General features: G+C 66.2%; 12 protein-coding genes. 3 read left to right on the top strand and 9 right to left on the bottom strand.

The annotated features are described in order from the left end of the window. Positions 1–192: 192 nt before the first annotated feature. Positions 193–933, top strand: coding sequence for a lipoate--protein ligase family protein (locus H0921_RS12515; RefSeq protein WP_194538597.1), 741 nt, complete (start codon positions 193–195; stop codon positions 931–933). A 143-nt stretch (positions 934–1,076) separates the two neighbouring features. On the opposite strand, the gene hemA is transcribed toward H0921_RS12515, so the two are convergent. The 4 genes from hemA to dprA all read right to left on the bottom strand — a co-directional run bounded on the left by hemA (position 1,077) and on the right by dprA (position 5,961). Beyond that, positions 1,077–2,354 carry a glutamyl-tRNA reductase gene (hemA, locus tag H0921_RS12510; protein ID WP_194538596.1) on the bottom strand — a complete coding sequence of 426 codons (1,278 nt, stop codon included), beginning with the start codon at positions 2,352–2,354 and terminating at the stop codon, positions 1,077–1,079. Then, positions 2,351–3,193, bottom strand: coding sequence for a cytochrome c biogenesis protein CcsA (gene ccsA / locus H0921_RS12505; RefSeq protein ID WP_194538592.1), 843 nt, complete (start codon positions 3,191–3,193; stop codon positions 2,351–2,353). Before ccsA ends, hemA begins: the two co-directional genes overlap by 4 nt. 183 nt (positions 3,194–3,376) lie before the next feature. Then, on the bottom strand, positions 3,377–4,507 hold the full coding sequence (locus H0921_RS12500) for a sigma-54 interaction domain-containing protein (protein ID WP_194538590.1): 1,131 nt from the start codon (positions 4,505–4,507) through the stop codon (positions 3,377–3,379). 182 nt (positions 4,508–4,689) lie between these two features. Continuing rightward, positions 4,690–5,961, bottom strand: coding sequence for a DNA-processing protein DprA (dprA, locus tag H0921_RS12495; RefSeq protein WP_194538588.1), 1,272 nt, complete (start codon positions 5,959–5,961; stop codon positions 4,690–4,692). A 116-nt stretch (positions 5,962–6,077) separates the two neighbouring features. On the opposite strand from dprA, the gene H0921_RS12490 reads away from it, so the two are divergent. After that, complete coding sequence (locus H0921_RS12490; RefSeq protein ID WP_228499572.1) at positions 6,078–7,151, top strand: ribose-phosphate diphosphokinase; 1,074 nt, start codon at positions 6,078–6,080, stop codon at positions 7,149–7,151. Between the two features lie 57 nt (positions 7,152–7,208). Here H0921_RS12490 and H0921_RS12485 read toward each other — a convergent pair whose 3' ends face one another. The 4 genes from H0921_RS12485 to H0921_RS18235 form a co-directional block, all read right to left on the bottom strand. Then, complete coding sequence (locus tag H0921_RS12485) at positions 7,209–8,168, bottom strand: NAD-dependent epimerase/dehydratase family protein (protein ID WP_194538582.1); 960 nt, start codon at positions 8,166–8,168, stop codon at positions 7,209–7,211. Positions 8,169–8,423: 255 nt separating this feature from the next. Further along, complete coding sequence (locus tag H0921_RS12480) at positions 8,424–10,130, bottom strand: FAD-dependent oxidoreductase (protein WP_194538580.1); 1,707 nt, start codon at positions 10,128–10,130, stop codon at positions 8,424–8,426. A 432-nt stretch (positions 10,131–10,562) separates the two neighbouring features. Further along, complete coding sequence (locus H0921_RS12475) at positions 10,563–11,138, bottom strand: response regulator (RefSeq protein WP_194538578.1); 576 nt, start codon at positions 11,136–11,138, stop codon at positions 10,563–10,565. Positions 11,139–11,641: 503 nt separating this feature from the next. Next, complete coding sequence (locus H0921_RS18235; RefSeq protein ID WP_261345472.1) at positions 11,642–11,773, bottom strand: hypothetical protein; 132 nt, start codon at positions 11,771–11,773, stop codon at positions 11,642–11,644. A gap of 241 nt (positions 11,774–12,014) precedes the next feature. Here H0921_RS18235 and H0921_RS12470 point away from each other — a divergent pair, with 241 nt between their 5' ends. Then, on the top strand, positions 12,015–13,433 hold the full coding sequence (locus tag H0921_RS12470; RefSeq protein ID WP_194538575.1) for a GAF domain-containing sensor histidine kinase: 1,419 nt from the start codon (positions 12,015–12,017) through the stop codon (positions 13,431–13,433). Positions 13,434–13,580: 147 nt separating this feature from the next. Here the strand turns inward: H0921_RS12470 and H0921_RS12465 are convergent, their stop codons facing one another. Further along, complete coding sequence (locus H0921_RS12465) at positions 13,581–14,819, bottom strand: hypothetical protein (RefSeq protein ID WP_194538574.1); 1,239 nt, start codon at positions 14,817–14,819, stop codon at positions 13,581–13,583. Between the last annotated feature and the right edge of the window lies 1 nt (position 14,820).

Here is a 14,820-nt window from a genome sequence, read left to right as displayed (position 1 = left end):
CGGACCGGCTCGCCCCGCCCTGCCTCCGCTTTCGGCCGCCTGCCTCCGCGTGCCGCCCCTCTTCGGGTGCTGCCCACCCGCGGATGCTGCCCAACTTCCACAAACCAGCCTTTCCCTGATGCCGCCCTTTTCCGGGTGCTGCGCCCGCCTTCCCTGAACCCCGTAGCCATTTGGCTGTCCTAGAATAGAGTGATGAGCCTGCACCTGCGACTGCTGCCTCTGACGTGTGATGATGGGCCGTCCCAGATGGCCCAGGATGAAGTTTTGCTCGAAAGCGCAACCGGCGGGCAAGCCTCCCTTCGCTTCTATCAATGGAGCGTGCCGACGCTGTCCCTGGGCTACTTTCAGCCGGCAGCGATGCGGTTGCACCGAGCGGAGCTAGCGGCCCTGCCCTGGGTGCGCCGCCCGACCGGCGGAGCTGCCATCCTGCACCATCACGAACTGACCTACGCCTTCGCCCTGCCGCCGCGGCTCGCCTTCCGCCAGAACTCCTGGATTTGCCTCTTCCACGGCTTGCTCCGCGAACTGCTGGAAGAGACCGCTTTAGCCGGGCAAGCCCATCTGGTCCGCTGCGGGGAGGAACGCAAGCTCGGCGACGTCCTCTGCTTCCTGCACCAGACGGCGGGCGATCTGCTCCTGGGCGGGAGCAAAGTGGCCGGCAGCGCCCAGCGCAAGCACCGCGGCGCTCTGTTGCAACACGGCAGCATCCTCCTGCGCCGCAGCCCTTACGCCCCGGAATTGCCCGGCCTCTTCGACCTGGCGGGCCAGGAACTATTCACCCCCGCCGCACTCGCCCAATCCCTGGCCGCCCGCTTCGCCGCACTCCTCCACGCCGAGCTGGTCCCGGCCAGCTGGACGCCGGCGGAACAGCAGCGCATCGCCGAGCTGAAGGCCGCCAAGTATCAGCAGCCAGCCTGGAACGAGAAGCGCTAAGTGGTCCGCCGCCGCTGGCAGCGCAGGGCCGCAAGACGTTCGCCTTCGGGGCCAGCCGCCAGACGACTTCCCCCCTTTTCTCAATCCACTGGGACTTTGGACAGCCGATTGTCCGACTTTTTCCAGGAATTGTCCAACGTCGTTCAGGAATCCTGGAGGCCGAAGAGTTTGCGAATGGCTTCGCGCAAGGTGTGCCCCTGACCGGAGCGGCTGGCTTCCTGCAACGCGGCAATCGGGCCGTGGAGCAAGCGGTTCTGGAAGAGGCGGAAGGCCCCCTCGATGTAGGCTTTGTCCGCTTCGGTCAGCTTGCCGTTGAAGCGCTGCAAGAGCGGGCCGACCACCGCTTCCCGCAGGCGGTCGACTTCCGCGGTCAGGCGTCCGATGATGGGGCCATCCTTGCGGCGATTCCAATCCAGGACGAACTGCTGCACTTCCTGGGCGATGATGGCTTCCGCGGCGGGAATGTGCCGCCGCCGTTCCGCCAGGGCCTGATTGGCCACGCGGGTCAGATCATCGACGTTGAAGAGGATGACGCTTTCGCCGTCGTGGATAGCCGGGTCGAAATCCCGCGGGACGGCCATGTCGAAGATGACCAGCGGTCGGCCGGAACGCTGGTAGCGCACCTTCTCGTCGAAGCGGCGCTGGGAGACGATCGGTTCTGGCGCCCCCGTGGTGCTCAGGACAATGTCCGCCTGGATCAGGGCCTCGTCGAGTTGGTCCCAGGGGACGACCTGCCCGCCGCATTCCGCCGCCCGGCGCTGGGCCTTGTCCAGATGGCGATTGGTGACCAGCACACGGGCCGGGTGCAACTCGCGGATGTGCTGCAAGGTCAGCCGGCCCATCTTGCCCGCGCCGATGACCAGCACGACTTTGTCCGTGAAGGTGTCGAAGACGGTCAGGAGAAAATCGACAGCGGCGCTGGAGACGGAGGCATGCCCCCGACCAATCCCGGTTTCCGTCCGCACCCGCTTGGCCACCCGCAAAGCCGCCGGAAACAGCGTGTTGAGCAAGCTCCCGGTGCTGCCCGCCTGCCGGGCGGTCTCGTAAGCCTCCTTCACCTGTCCCGTGATCTGCGCTTCCCCCAGCACCACGCTGTCCAGGCCGCAGGCCACGCGGAACAGATGGCGCACCGCCTCCTCATCGGCATACTCGTACAGATGGGGCAGGATGGCCTCGGCGCTCAGACCGTGCACTTCCCCCAAAAACTCCGCCAACAGCGGGGCATGGAGCGGCGCTTCCACCTCCGGGCGGGCCAGGTACAGCTCCACCCGATTGCAGGTGCCCAGAATCACCGCCTCCACCCCGTAGCGCGCGGTCAATTCCGCCAGGGCTTGGGTCAACAGCGGCGGCGCAAAAGCCAGACGCTCCCGCAATTCCACGGGGGCCGAGGCCACATTGCACCCGATGGCGCGGAGGTTCATACCGGCCCTCCCGCAGGGGCAAAGGGATGGGCGGCCATCAGGGCCACCAAAAGCAAGGCAAACGCCGCGATCGACAGCCAGGCCAGGCGCCGGGGCGGTACATGCGTCCCGTACCGCAAATAGACCAGCACCCCGAACACCAGCCACAACCCGCCCGTGGACAGCACCTTCACGGACAGCCAGTTCTCCCACCCCCCGCGCTCCTGCCGCCACAAAACCAACCCCAGGAGCAGCCCGGCACTCAGCAGCGGGAAAGCCCAGGCAATCGCCCGACGGTTGAGCGTCTCCAGCCGCTCCAAGCTCAGGAGCGGCAGTACGCGCCCCGGATCAATTTTCCGCCGTAGGCGCCGCGCCTGGAGCAGGTACATCAGACTGGCCACAAAGCTGACGCTGATCCCCACCGAGGCCAGCAGGATGAGCGTGCCGTGCAGCGCCCCCCAGAAGCGCTCCCCGCTGATCCACGTCGGCACCTGCGCCGGCCAGGCCGTCGGTTCCAGCCGCCTCAGCATGATGGACAACCCAACCAGACCGATGATGACCGGCAGTAAAAACAAGGCCCACGCCCGCCCCGCCTGATGCAGCGTGCCGTACAGATAAAACAGCGCCAGCACCCAGGCCAGAAGCAGGAGCGAGCCGTCCGGAGCCGCCGGCGTCGGATGGTGCACGACCAGAAACAGCGTATGGGCGATGAGGCCCGCCACGCCGAACCCCACCGCCGCCCAGTGGCAGACGCGGTGCCACGCCGGCCGCAGCCACGCCGGCCATTCCAGCAGCCACGCCAGCAAATAACTCAGCCCAAAACAGGCGTGGGTCACATTCTGCCACCACGAGGCTGACATCGGGAAAATCACCCGTACCCGGAGGGATGCACTGGCATTGTATCAGTCCGCCGCTTGGCCTGGCAGAGTACGCCTCCCCTTGGCGCCCGCGGTCCCTGCGTCTGGAGAAACCCCTTCGCTTCCAGGACCCGCCCTTCCCCGTGCCGCTCCGCCGAACGATCCAAGTGCCGCTCCGCCGGGCGCTCAGGCGGTTTCCTTTCTCTCGTCCCCCTCTCCGCCGCGGGCCGAGGAAGCATCCCGAACCGGCCCCTGGGGCGCAGTTGGAGCGTCAGCCTTGTACTGCTCCCACTTTTTGTGCAGGGTGTTGCGGTTGATCCCCAAACGTTCCGCGGCCTTGATCTGCGTTCCGCCGCACTCGCGCATGACTTCCTCAATCAAGGCCCGTTCCAAGCCGTCCACGAGGAAGGCGTGGAGTTTGACGCCCGCGGGCCGGGGAGCGTGCAAACCCACACGGACCAACTGGCGGATCAGGGAGGGTACATCCATCGTCCGGGGCGCTTCCCCCGCCGCTGGGACGGAGCGGATCACGGGGCGGTGGCGGACCCGCCGCAGAACTTCCGCCGTCACCGGTCCCCCATCGGCCAGGACAATCAGGCGCTCCAGCGTGTTTTCCAGTTCGCGGACATTGCCGGGCCAGTCGTACCCCTGGAGCCACTCCGCCAGTTCCGGCGTCAGCTCCGGCACAGGGCATTTGTGCTGCTCGGCATAGCGGCGGAGAAAATGGCGGGCCAGCAGGGGAATATCCTCCCGGCGTTCCCGCAGCGGCGGCAAATGGATCGGGATGACGTTGAGGCGGTAGTACAAATCCTCCCGGAACTGCCCCGCCGCGACCAACTCCTCCAGCGGGGCGTTGCTCGCGGCCACCACCCGGACATCCACGCGGATCGTCCGGCTTTCCCCCACCCGTTCAAACTCCCGTTCCTGGAGGACCCGCAACAGCTTGACCTGCAACTTCGGGGAGGTGCTGTTGATTTCATCCAGGAAAATGGTACCTCCGTGGGCGGCCTCGAAGCGCCCCGTCTTGTTTTCCACCGCGCCGGTGAAGGCGCCCTTGACATGCCCGAACAGCTCGCTTTCGAGCAGGTTTTCATGCAAAGCGCCGCAGTTGACGCGGACAAAGGGGCCATCCGCCCGCCGACTCAGCTTGTGGATCGCCCGGGCGATCAGTTCCTTGCCGGTACCTGTCTCCCCGACGAGCAGGACATGGGCGGAGCGGGGCGCCGCCAAGCGCACCAGGCGGTACACCTCCTGCATCGCGGGGGCATTGCCTACGATCTCCGGCAAAGGGGGTTCTATTTGCTCACTTTTTGTCATTCTCCCATCGCTCCTGGGGAGAGGATGAACGGGAGAGAGCCGCCTTTTGCGTCCTTGTTCCCCGTCAGTATAATCACCCCTGCCACGAATTGCCACCTGACTGCATACTTCCTAGGCAATTCTCCCCGGCCTCCCGCCCCCGCCAAACTACTGCCCATATCCTAGGCATCCGACTTCTCCCCTTATTGAATCCGCTCGTAGAAGTTGCCGGGCAAGCGGCGGATGCGGTGCTGCAATTCCAACTGCATGAGCTGGGGCAACAAGTCCGAAACCCTACACTGGAGGGCATAGGCCAGTTCATCGATATGGCGGCGCTGGGCGAGTTGGTCCCAGATAGCCTGGAGAGGGGGGTCCAACGGGGAAGGCGGAGCGGCAGGAGGAGGGGGAACAGCGGGAGGAAGCGGAGCGGCGGCGGGCTGGGGACGTTCCGCGAAGGGACGCTCCAGGGGCGGACCATTGGCAGAGGCAGCGGAGGCGGTGGGAAGGAAGGCGTCCGACGGCGGGGCTTCTTCAGCGAACAAGCTGGCGGGGCGGCTCGGCGGCGGGGCGGCTTCCCCCGCCTTCAGCCCTTGCAGGTCGGCGAGCAGGTCGTCCACTCCCCGGATCAAGCGGGCGCCCTGGCGGAGCAAGGCCAGGCATCCGGCGCTGGTTTCACTGTCCAGGTTTCCCGGCAGGGCAAAGACTTCCCGCCCCTGTTCCAGGGCATGCTCAGCGGTGATGAGCGCTCCGCTGCGCTGGCCCGCTTCCACCAGCACCACGGCCAGGCTCAGGCCGCTGATCAAGCGATTGCGGGCGGGGAACATGCCGGCCTGCGGCGGGGTCTGCATCGGGGTTTCGCTGATCAGGCAGCCGGGTCCTGAGGCGATCCGCTGGGCCAGCTCCTCATGTTCCGGGGGATAGATGCGTCCCAAGCCGCCCGCCAGGACGGCGATGGTGCGCCCGCCGCTTTCCAGGGCAGCCTGATGGGCAGCGCCGTCGATGCCGCGGGCCAAGCCGGAGACGACGGTGTAACCGGCCAAGGCCAGGCCGCGCGCGAGTTGTTCGGCCCAGCGGCGGCCGGCTGCCGTCGCCTGGCGCGTGCCCACCACGGCCACCGCCCGCTGGTCCCGGCGGTCCCACTTCCCTTTGAGAAAGAGCAGCGGTGGGGGATTGCTGATGGAAAGCAGCGGGGCGGGATACTCCGGCTGCGTCCAGATCACCGCCTGGACGCCGTGCTGGGCCATGAGGGCTTCTTCACGGGCCGCCGCCGCCTCGACCTGCTGCAAGGCCGCGGCCAGTTGCCGGGCCAGCTTCGCTCCGATGTGGGGGACCTGGCGCAGTTGTTCCGCTGTCGCCCGCCGCACCGCCGCTGCCGAACCGAAATGCTGGAGCAAGGCCGCCGTCAAGCGCGGCCCCAAACCGGGAACCAGCGCCAAAGCCAGATGATCGCGCAGCTCCTCCGCCGCCGGACGCATCACTCCGTTCCCAGGACCAGCTTCAGGGAAAAAATCGCGTCCGCTTACCACCATAGCCGATGGAGAAGATGGGGGAAAGGATACTGGAAGAATTCCTGAGGGAAAAATTGTTGGCAATGGCGGAAGAAATTGGCATAATGCCAGTGCAGCCCCTTTCCCTCAACCGGCCGGAAGGATCGGCGGTGTACGGCAACGGCAATAACCACAAGCTGAAGATTTTCAGCGGTCGGGCCAATCCCTCGTTGGCGGAGAGCATTGCGCGCCACCTGGGCTGCCCCTTGGGACGGATCAGCCTGGGGAATTTCCCCGACGGCGAGACGAGCGTGCGGATCGAAGAGGATGTGCGGGGCCGGGACGTGTTCCTGGTCCAGCCGACCTGCACGCCGGTCAACGAGAACTTGATGGAATTGCTCATCATGCTGGACGCCTTCAAGCGGGCGTCGCCAGCGCGGATCACCGCGGTGCTGCCCTACTACGGCTACGCCCGGCAGGACCGCAAGGACAAAGGGCGCGTGCCGATCTCCGCTAAACTGGTCGCCAATCTGATCACCAAAGCCGGGGCGGACCGGGTGCTGGCGCTGGACCTCCATGCGGCCCAGATTCAGGGCTTTTTCGACATCCCGGTCGACCATCTCTACGCCGCCAAGGAGCTAGCGCGGAGCATTCGGCAGTTGGGCATCCCGCCGGAAGACCTGGTGGTGCTCAGTCCCGACGAGGGGAGCATCAAAAAGGCGCTCGACTTCCAGCGCTATGTCGGGGGCAAGCTGGCGGTGGTGGACAAGCGCCGGACGAGTGCCACGGAGGTCAAGCACCAGCATTTGATCGGGGCGTCGCTGGATGGGAAAACGGTGGTGATGTACGACGACATGATCGCCACGGCGGGCACGATTGTGGGGGCGACGCGCGTGGCGCGGGATGCCGGGGCCAAACGGGTTTATGTCTGCGCGACGCATGGGGTGCTCTGCGGCCCGGCCATCGATAATCTCCGCCATGCTGCCATCGATCAGATTTTCATCACGGACAGCATTCCCCTGCCGCCGGAAAAACAACTGCCCAACATCCGGGTCATTTCCGTCGCCGCTCTGATCGCCAACGCCATCCACCGCATCCACGGCAACGAGTCGATCAGCGCGCTGTTCAACGACGAGGAACCGATCGCGGTCCAGGTACGCCGACCGGAAGGAAGCTGAGCCGGTTCCGCCCTGTTCCCCATTCACCGGGTCACGTGGGGGGTCCGACGGGGAGGCTCATCCGGCTTTGCGGAGGGGCAGGGCCTTTTCGAGCAGGGCGCGCTGCCAGGCCACCTGCTGGGCCAGCCCTTCGGCGAGGGGCGTGCGGGGGGTCCAGCCGGTGTGGCGGGTCAGCTTGCTGACATCGGCTCCCGTGGCCACCTGATCGCCGGGACGCGGCGGCAGGTGCTCAATCACGGCCCGCTGACCTGTCAAGCGTTCGAGCAGGCGGATGACTTCGCGGATGGTCGCCAATTCCCCCCCGCCGACGTTGAAAGTTTCGCCGGGCAGCGCCTCCGCCGCGCGCACCGTCGCCTCAACGCAGTCCGTCACGAAGGTATTGCCCCGCACTTGCAAGCCATCGCCGGTCAAGCGGATTGGCCGACCCGTAAGCAGCGCTTCCACGAACTGGTAGTATCCCATATCGGGCCTTTGGCGGGGACCGTAAACGCTGAAGTACCGCAGCACCACGATCGGCAGGCCGTAGGTTTCGCTGTACACCCGGCAGAGATGCTCGCCCGCAAGCTTGGTCAGGCCATAGGGGGAGCTGGGGCGGGTCGGCAGGCTCTCATCGCCGGAGGCATATTTGCCATAGACCGAGGAGGTGCTGGCGTAGAGGAAACGCCGGAGAGTGGGAAGCGCCCGCGCTGCTTCCAAGAGCCGTTGCGTGGCCGTCACATTGTGGCGATTGTAACTGTCAAAGTCCTGCCAGCTCCGCACCAGGCCCGGCATTGCCGCCAGGTGGAAGATCCACTGCACCCCCTCCAGCACGGACCGTGGCACCTCCACCGACAAGTCCAGCTCCCAGAAGGTGAAGCCGCGCTGCGGACGCAGGCGGCTCAGATTCTGTTCCTTGATCGCGCGGGGATAGTAGTCGGTGAAGCAATCCAGGCCCACGACTTCATGCTCCTCCGCCAGCAAGCGTTCGCACAGGTGGGAGCCGATGAATCCCGCCGCTCCCGTCACGAGGCATTTCATGGCCGCTTTCCCCCCAGAAACCGGAACCGTTTTATCATGCCCGCTGCTCGCCGTGCAATCCCGACTGCCGCGGGGACAACCGCACCCCTCCGGAGAGGCTTCCAGCACGCGGGGGAAGGCCGCGGAAGAAGGCCGCGGAGGAGTCTGCAAGGGTCCACGGAAGAGTCTGCGGAAGCCCACAGAAGAAGGCCGCGTGAGATTCCGAGGGAAGTCTGCGGAAGCCCACGGGAGAGTCCGCGGCAGTCCCCCGAGGCGTCAGCGGGGTGTTTTGGCAATGGCTTCGGGCCAGTCGAGATCGACGCCGGCATCGGCGAGTTGTTTCTGGAAGTCCTGAAGCAATTGGGGGTCTTTGCGGACCTGGCGCGGGACCCGCTTGCGGGCCAGGCAGAAGGCGACCAGTTCTCCCACCGCTTCGCCAATCGACCATTCCACGGGATGGAGGCGGTAGCAGCCGTTGGTGATGTGCGTGGTGCCGATGTTTTTGCAGGCCGGGAGGAGGTTTTCCACCCGGATGGGGATAAGGGCGCCCAGGGGAATCTGGAAGGGAAGGGAGCTGATGTCGATGTAGTTGTTGCCGCCGGTGGAAGGATGGAGGTCGATGCGGTAGGAGCCGGTGCCGACGGCATCGGGGAACTTTTCCGCGGTGAATTCGCCGGGTTTTTTGCCGAGCCATTGGGCGCGGGCGTCGACGCCGACGTGGAGTTCGGTCACGGTGAAGACGGCCCGGATGCGGCGGCTTTCGCGGATGTAAGGGGCCATAGCCAGGCCGTGTTCCGTACCGGTGATGTCGCCGCGCAAGCGGAGTCCTTTCCAGCCGTGGCCGCCATCGGGGCGGGGCGCTTCCGTCTGCATCCAGTAGAGGAGGGAAAGGCTCAACTGGCAGGCGGCCAGCCAGTGGCGTTGGGCTTGTTCCGGCGGCAGATCGTAGAGGTTGCCGAGCCAGTAGTCGTTTTGCGGCCAGTTCACCAGGCAGACATCGCGGATGCCGCTTTCCGGGGTGAAGTGGCCGGCGTAGAGGATGCGGCGGTAGGTCCAGAGGTTGAGGCGGCCTTTCGGTCCCGGTTCGGTGGGATGGAAGGCGACGGCCCGCGGCTGGAGCGTGCGCGGATCGGACATGTCCCAGGAGAGGAGCCGGCCCGGCCAGCGCGGCTGCAACTGGGGCACATACTCCCGCCAGAAGCGGTACTGCGGCGGCTCCTCGATGCGGTGGTCCTGCCCCGGATGGTAATCCAGGGCGAAGCAGACCGTGCAGGCCTGGTGATTGTGCGGTTGGGCTTCGGCGGGGGCGTGCGGCTCCTTGGTGTCCCGCCGGGATTCCGCCCCGGTGACGTATTCCATCCGGGCCAGAGGGAGCAATTCGCCGGTCTCCGTGGCGTCGATGATGTAGGGCGCCTCCAGGACCAGGCGGTCGCTCCAACGGGTCACGCCTTCGACGGCTTTGGCCTGATCGCCGTCCATTTCCACACGTCGAGGGCGGAACGGCTGCAAAAGGGTGATGCGGCCCGCGGCCAGATAGGGGGCCAGCATTTCCAACAGCACTGCCAGGGCCACCCGCGGCTCATGGCACAGTCGGGAGACGTTCCCCTGCCCTGGATTGAGGCGAGCCTCCTTCTGGGCGGCTTCCGTCAGAGGATAATGCTGGCGGTAGAATTGGCGGACCTTGGTGCGGAAGAGGCGATAGCTCCGAGTGCTGCCGTGTTCCTCGATCCAGGGATGCTCGTCGGGGGGAACCGCCTGGGCGGTGAGCTGGCCGCCGATCCAGTCGTATTCTTCGGTCAGCAGGACGCGCAAGCCGCGCCGGGCCGCGGCCAGGGCGCAGGCAATCCCCCCCACGCCGCCGCCGATGATGGCGATGTCTCCGCGCAACTGGCGGGCGCCCTTTTCCGCCGGGGTGCCGAAGGCGGGCAGCCAGCGGGCTAGCGGGGTCACCGCGGCCAAGGCCAGAAAAGCGCGCCGATTCATGCCGTCCCCTCCTCCCTGTGTTCCCCGGCCTGGCGGCGGTGCCTCGCTGGGTGCATCCCAGCCGCGGAGCATGACGGAGGGCGCGCCCGGCAGCAGGGCGTCACTGGGTCGGCGGCCCCTCCCGGACGGGCGGCCTGCTTCCAATGGCCGGGAGTCCGCCCGCGACCGCCCGATCTCTCATGCCAAGCCCGCAACCGACCGAGCGGACAACGAAGTTATAAAGCCGCATAGCCGTTATTGTACAACGGCGAGGTCCAGGAAAACCTGCCGCCGAACAATCCCGGCCTTGAGGGCTGTTGTGGGGAGCCGTGCCGTGGCGCCGTCGCTGGCACGGGGCGGGAATGGAGGCGGTGGCGCCGCCGGTGAGGCGGGGTTATCTCGGCCTGCGGCGGCAGCGGACGGGGCAACATCCCGGACGGGGCAATATCCCCTTCAATCTTCGCGCTTGGCTTCGGCGACGCTCTTGATCTTTTCCGACAGCAAGGCGATGTCGAAGGGCTTTTTGAAGACGTCGTTGAAGCCGTACTGCAAGAGCTGCTCCGGGGCCGCCTCATCTTCGCTCGCCAGGCCGATGATGAGGGTGGAGGCGTAGGCATCGTCCTTGCGCAGGTTGCTGACGATCTGGATGGCCTCGCTGCGCCCCAGGGCCAGATCGATGATGATCGTATCCGGGTGGAAGCTGCCCGCGAGAATACCGGCTTCAAAGCCGCTGTTGGCGATCTCGAAGCGGTAATCCTCGCTTTCCGGCAGCAGTTCCCGGATGCGGTGATTGAAGAGGCTCTCCGTACCGATCAGGAGAATCTTGTGCCATTCCTCCTCTTCCAGTTCCCCCAAGGGCATGCCGTGCTCTTTGAGGAAGCGGATGAGGTTTTCGCGGGGAATGCGGCGATCCTGACTGCCGGGAATGCGATATCCTTTGAGGCGCCCGGAGTCGAACCATTTGGAGACTGTGCGGGGGGCCACTTTACAAATCTTGGCCACTTGACCGGTGGTGAAGACCTTTTTCATCGTGAAGCACTCCGTTGGCTTCCAGTGCGGATGTAGCGGAGGCAGCGGCGGGACCGCTGGCCTCTCCTCACCCCTACCATCCTACGCCCCCTGAGGCGCGTCCAAATCGCGGTGCGAGCGCTTTCGGACCGGCGATTCCACGCCTCACCGGAGATCAAGGGTTGTTTCCTCGCTGCCACACCCTTCTTGAGACCTCAGCGGCGGGATAAGCCGCAGCCGCTGCCGTAATCTGCATGTCCTCGGCCAACAGCAGCAACTGCTGACTTTATTCCCAGCGCCGCGATCTCTACAGTCTGTTTCGACCACAGCAACCCCCGAACTTTCACACGTTTGGTAAAAGCCAGCGGCGGCTGCAATCCGGTCCCTCCGGCAGGCTTTGGGAAAGGTAGGGAACCTTCGCTCCGTTCGAGGCCGACCATCGACCCCGAAACGTCCGCGCTATCCGTTCCCCTTGATCGTTCCCTTGCCTGCGGCGACTTCGGGATCACCCCGCCCTTCTGCCCTCACCCGCCCCTTCTCCGGACAGCCTGAACCGATTGCTCCGGTTGTAACGCCGCCGCTTGGGCCGCTTGGGCCGCCTTGCGGTTCCAACTCCCCGCCTGCGAGTCCGCCGCCGCCGAGCGCAGAAGCATCACGGAAGCGCTCCATCCCGCGGCTGCGTCCCGAAACGTGCTGCCCGTGCCCTGTCTGACAGCCCCTCGGCGGCCCTGGCCTCAGCTTCACCCTTTGGCTCTGGGCACATTGGCTTTTTTGTTGTGTTGCCCAGCCGAGAATTGTGGTAATCTGGAAGTCGGACACATCAGGCCATTAGGACAGCTTCGTGCAGCACGGATGCTCTAGCGGTGGGAAGACCAAACGCTGCACGGAGGAGAGGCTATGTTCCGGGGAGTGGAAGCATCACCTTTTGCACCGGAAGGGGGAAGCTCAGGGTCAGGGGATTTGGGGGGCAGTTCGTCCGGCCCGCCGCCATCCGCGGGAGGGAGAACCGACAGCAGCGGTGCGGAGACCTCGCCTCCCTTACGGGCGACCGAAGCGGCCCGCCTGGCCCTCAGCCGCGTGGCTGATGACACCTCGTTATCCCTGCTGCAAGTGTTCCAGCGCATCTGCGAGATCGCAGCGGATACGTTGGAGGTGGAACGGGTCAGCGTCTGGCTAATAAGCGAGGATCGCCAGCAGTTCCGCTGTGTCAATCTATTTGAGCGTTCGCAGCGGGAGCACAGTGTGGGTCCGTGTCTGCAAGTGGCCGACTTCCCGATCTATTTTTCTGCCATTCGGGAACGCCGGGCTTTGCCCTGCGAGCTGGTTCAGAGCGATCCCCGGACCATCGAATTGCGGGACCAGTATTTGGTCCCCCTGGGGATCACCTCGATGCTGGACGCGCCGATTTTCCTGGGGGACGAGGTGATCGGCGTGGTCTGTCATGAGCATGTGGGTCCGCCGCGGGAGTGGCCCACGGAGGCGCGGGACTTTGCTATGTCGGTGGCGGATGCGGCGGGCTTTCGCTTGAAGCTCGCCGAGGGGTTACTCGGCCAGGCGGTGGCGCGGAACCATGCCGAGGCGTTGCCAGAGGGGGACCGGTACAGTCTGGTGGGGCGGCTGGCGGCGGGAGTGGCCCACGACTTCCGCAATCTGCTCACGGTGATCCTGGGGAATGCTTCGCTCATTGCCCGGCGCAGCGATGTCCCGGCGGAGGTGATCCAGCGCGCGGAGCAGATCCTGGAGGTCGGCGAACGCGGGGCGCAGTTGATCCGCCACCTGCTGGAGTTTGGCCGGGAACCAGCGGGCCAACCCCGGTTGATCTCCCTGAGCCAAACGCTTCAGCATTTCCTCCCTTTGCTGCAAACGGGGGTGGGCAAGGTCTATCCCATCGAGTTCCGGCCCGCCGCCGCCCAGGACTGGGTTTGGGTCGACCCCGGCCATTTGGAACGGGTGGTCATGAACCTGGTGCTCAATGCCCGCGAGGCGATGCCCAAGGGGGGAACGATCGAGATGCGCGTGAGCATCGAGCACACCAGCGACGGCCTGGGACCGGCGGGATACTACGTGTGCCTGGAAGTCCGCGACCGGGGCGTGGGCATTCCTGCGGAACAATTGCCCCAGATTTTTGAACTCGGCTTCACGACCAAGAGCAATGGCGGCAGCGGCCTGGGTCTGGCCATTGTGCGGCGCCTAGTGGAACGCGCCGGCGGATTCATTCGTGTGGACAGCCGCCCCGGCGAGGGGAGCACCTTCCGGGTCTATTGGCCGCGGGTGACGGGCCACGACCTGGGCAAGTCCAATCCTGGACCGAAGTGAGGCGGGACGCCGCCGCTTCACCTCCGGCTGGCAGCCGAATGGGTCGAGCGTAAGAAAGACCAAACCGCTGCGGGGGGAAGTGGAACGATTCAATCATCGCTCAGGGAATGACGGCATTTCCCGGATAGCTTCGTGAAAGTAAACTCCTCAGTCCTCGCTGCGGCGGAAGGTGGCGGAGGGGTCCACGGTGGCGGCGCGGGCATCGATGCGGGCCTTTTTGTTCTCGGTGGCGGAGCGGTAGAGGACCTGGGCGCCCTGCTGGACTGCTTCGATCCACAGGCGGGCCGAGCCGGTGCAATCGATGCGGAGCTGCGTCTGGGGATCGCGGATGGCGCCATCGACGCGGAGCTGGCGGGCGCGGATGTGGACCTGAGCACCGCGGTGGATGAGCACCGGCAACTGCTGCCAGGGGTTAGCCAGGGCGAAGCGGACCATGCCGCCGGGCGCATCGACATGGAGCTTGGCCCCCTGCCCTACCACGGTACGAAAGGCGACGACACCCTCCGGGGCATGCAGGTGCATCTGGACCATTTCCAGCCGTTCTCCTCCGACATAGATGCTGCCGGCGGTCAGTTCGCGGGCGTCGAGTTCGGTATGCGGCGGCAGGTGGGGAATGCGCAACTCGCGGACCTGGCCGCGCAGGACGATGCTCCTCCCTGGTTGCAGCCATTCCTCCGGTACGGTGTAGGTGGCTTCGGGCTGTTCCAGGCGGACGACGATGCGTTCCCGTTGCAGCGGGGGCGGGGGCAGGGGACGGGGCTTCTCCGGCTCCGGCTGATTGGCCACCGGCCGATCCGCACCCGGGCGATCGGCGCCGGGTTTGTCCGCGCCAGGTGGGTCGGGTTTTTCCGGCTGGCCGGGCGCCGGCGGTTTCGCCGCGGCCTGACCTCCAGGCTCCTCGCCGGGCTTCCCCACTGGCGCTTCGGGCGAGGCGGGAGGAGCGGAGGGGGTCTTCTCGGCAGAGTCGGCGGTTTTGCCCGCAGGCGGATCGGACACCACGGGGGACGCGGGCGGGGAACGTTCCGCCAGGGCCACGATGGGAGAGACGAAGGCGTCCGCCGGGGGTTCCGGGGAGGAAGCCGGGCGGAAGGCAGCCACCGTCAATCCACCCAGGAGCGCTCCTGCGGCGAAGGCCAATCCCAAGAGGCGCCACGGCGTGCGGGCGGCTTTGTCCGGCGGAGGGGACGCAGCGGCGTAGAGAACAGAGGCATCGGCGGGCAGGTGGGCATAGGGGTCCGCGGCGGGAGCTTCGCGGGGTGCCGGGGCCTCTGGCGCACTCGGTGCCATATCGGCGCAGACGGGACACGGGGAACGCCCGATGGCGTCCGCCAAGCGCGGCATGCCGCAACCGGGGCAGGGCTGCATCACGGGAGCAGGGGCCGACATG

It is taken from the genome of Thermogemmata fonticola, from assembly GCF_013694095.1.
Lineage (GTDB): Bacteria > Planctomycetota > Planctomycetia > Gemmatales > Gemmataceae > Thermogemmata > Thermogemmata fonticola.
Note: the sequence above shows the minus strand (reverse complement) of the source record. Positions and strands in the feature narration are given on the sequence as shown.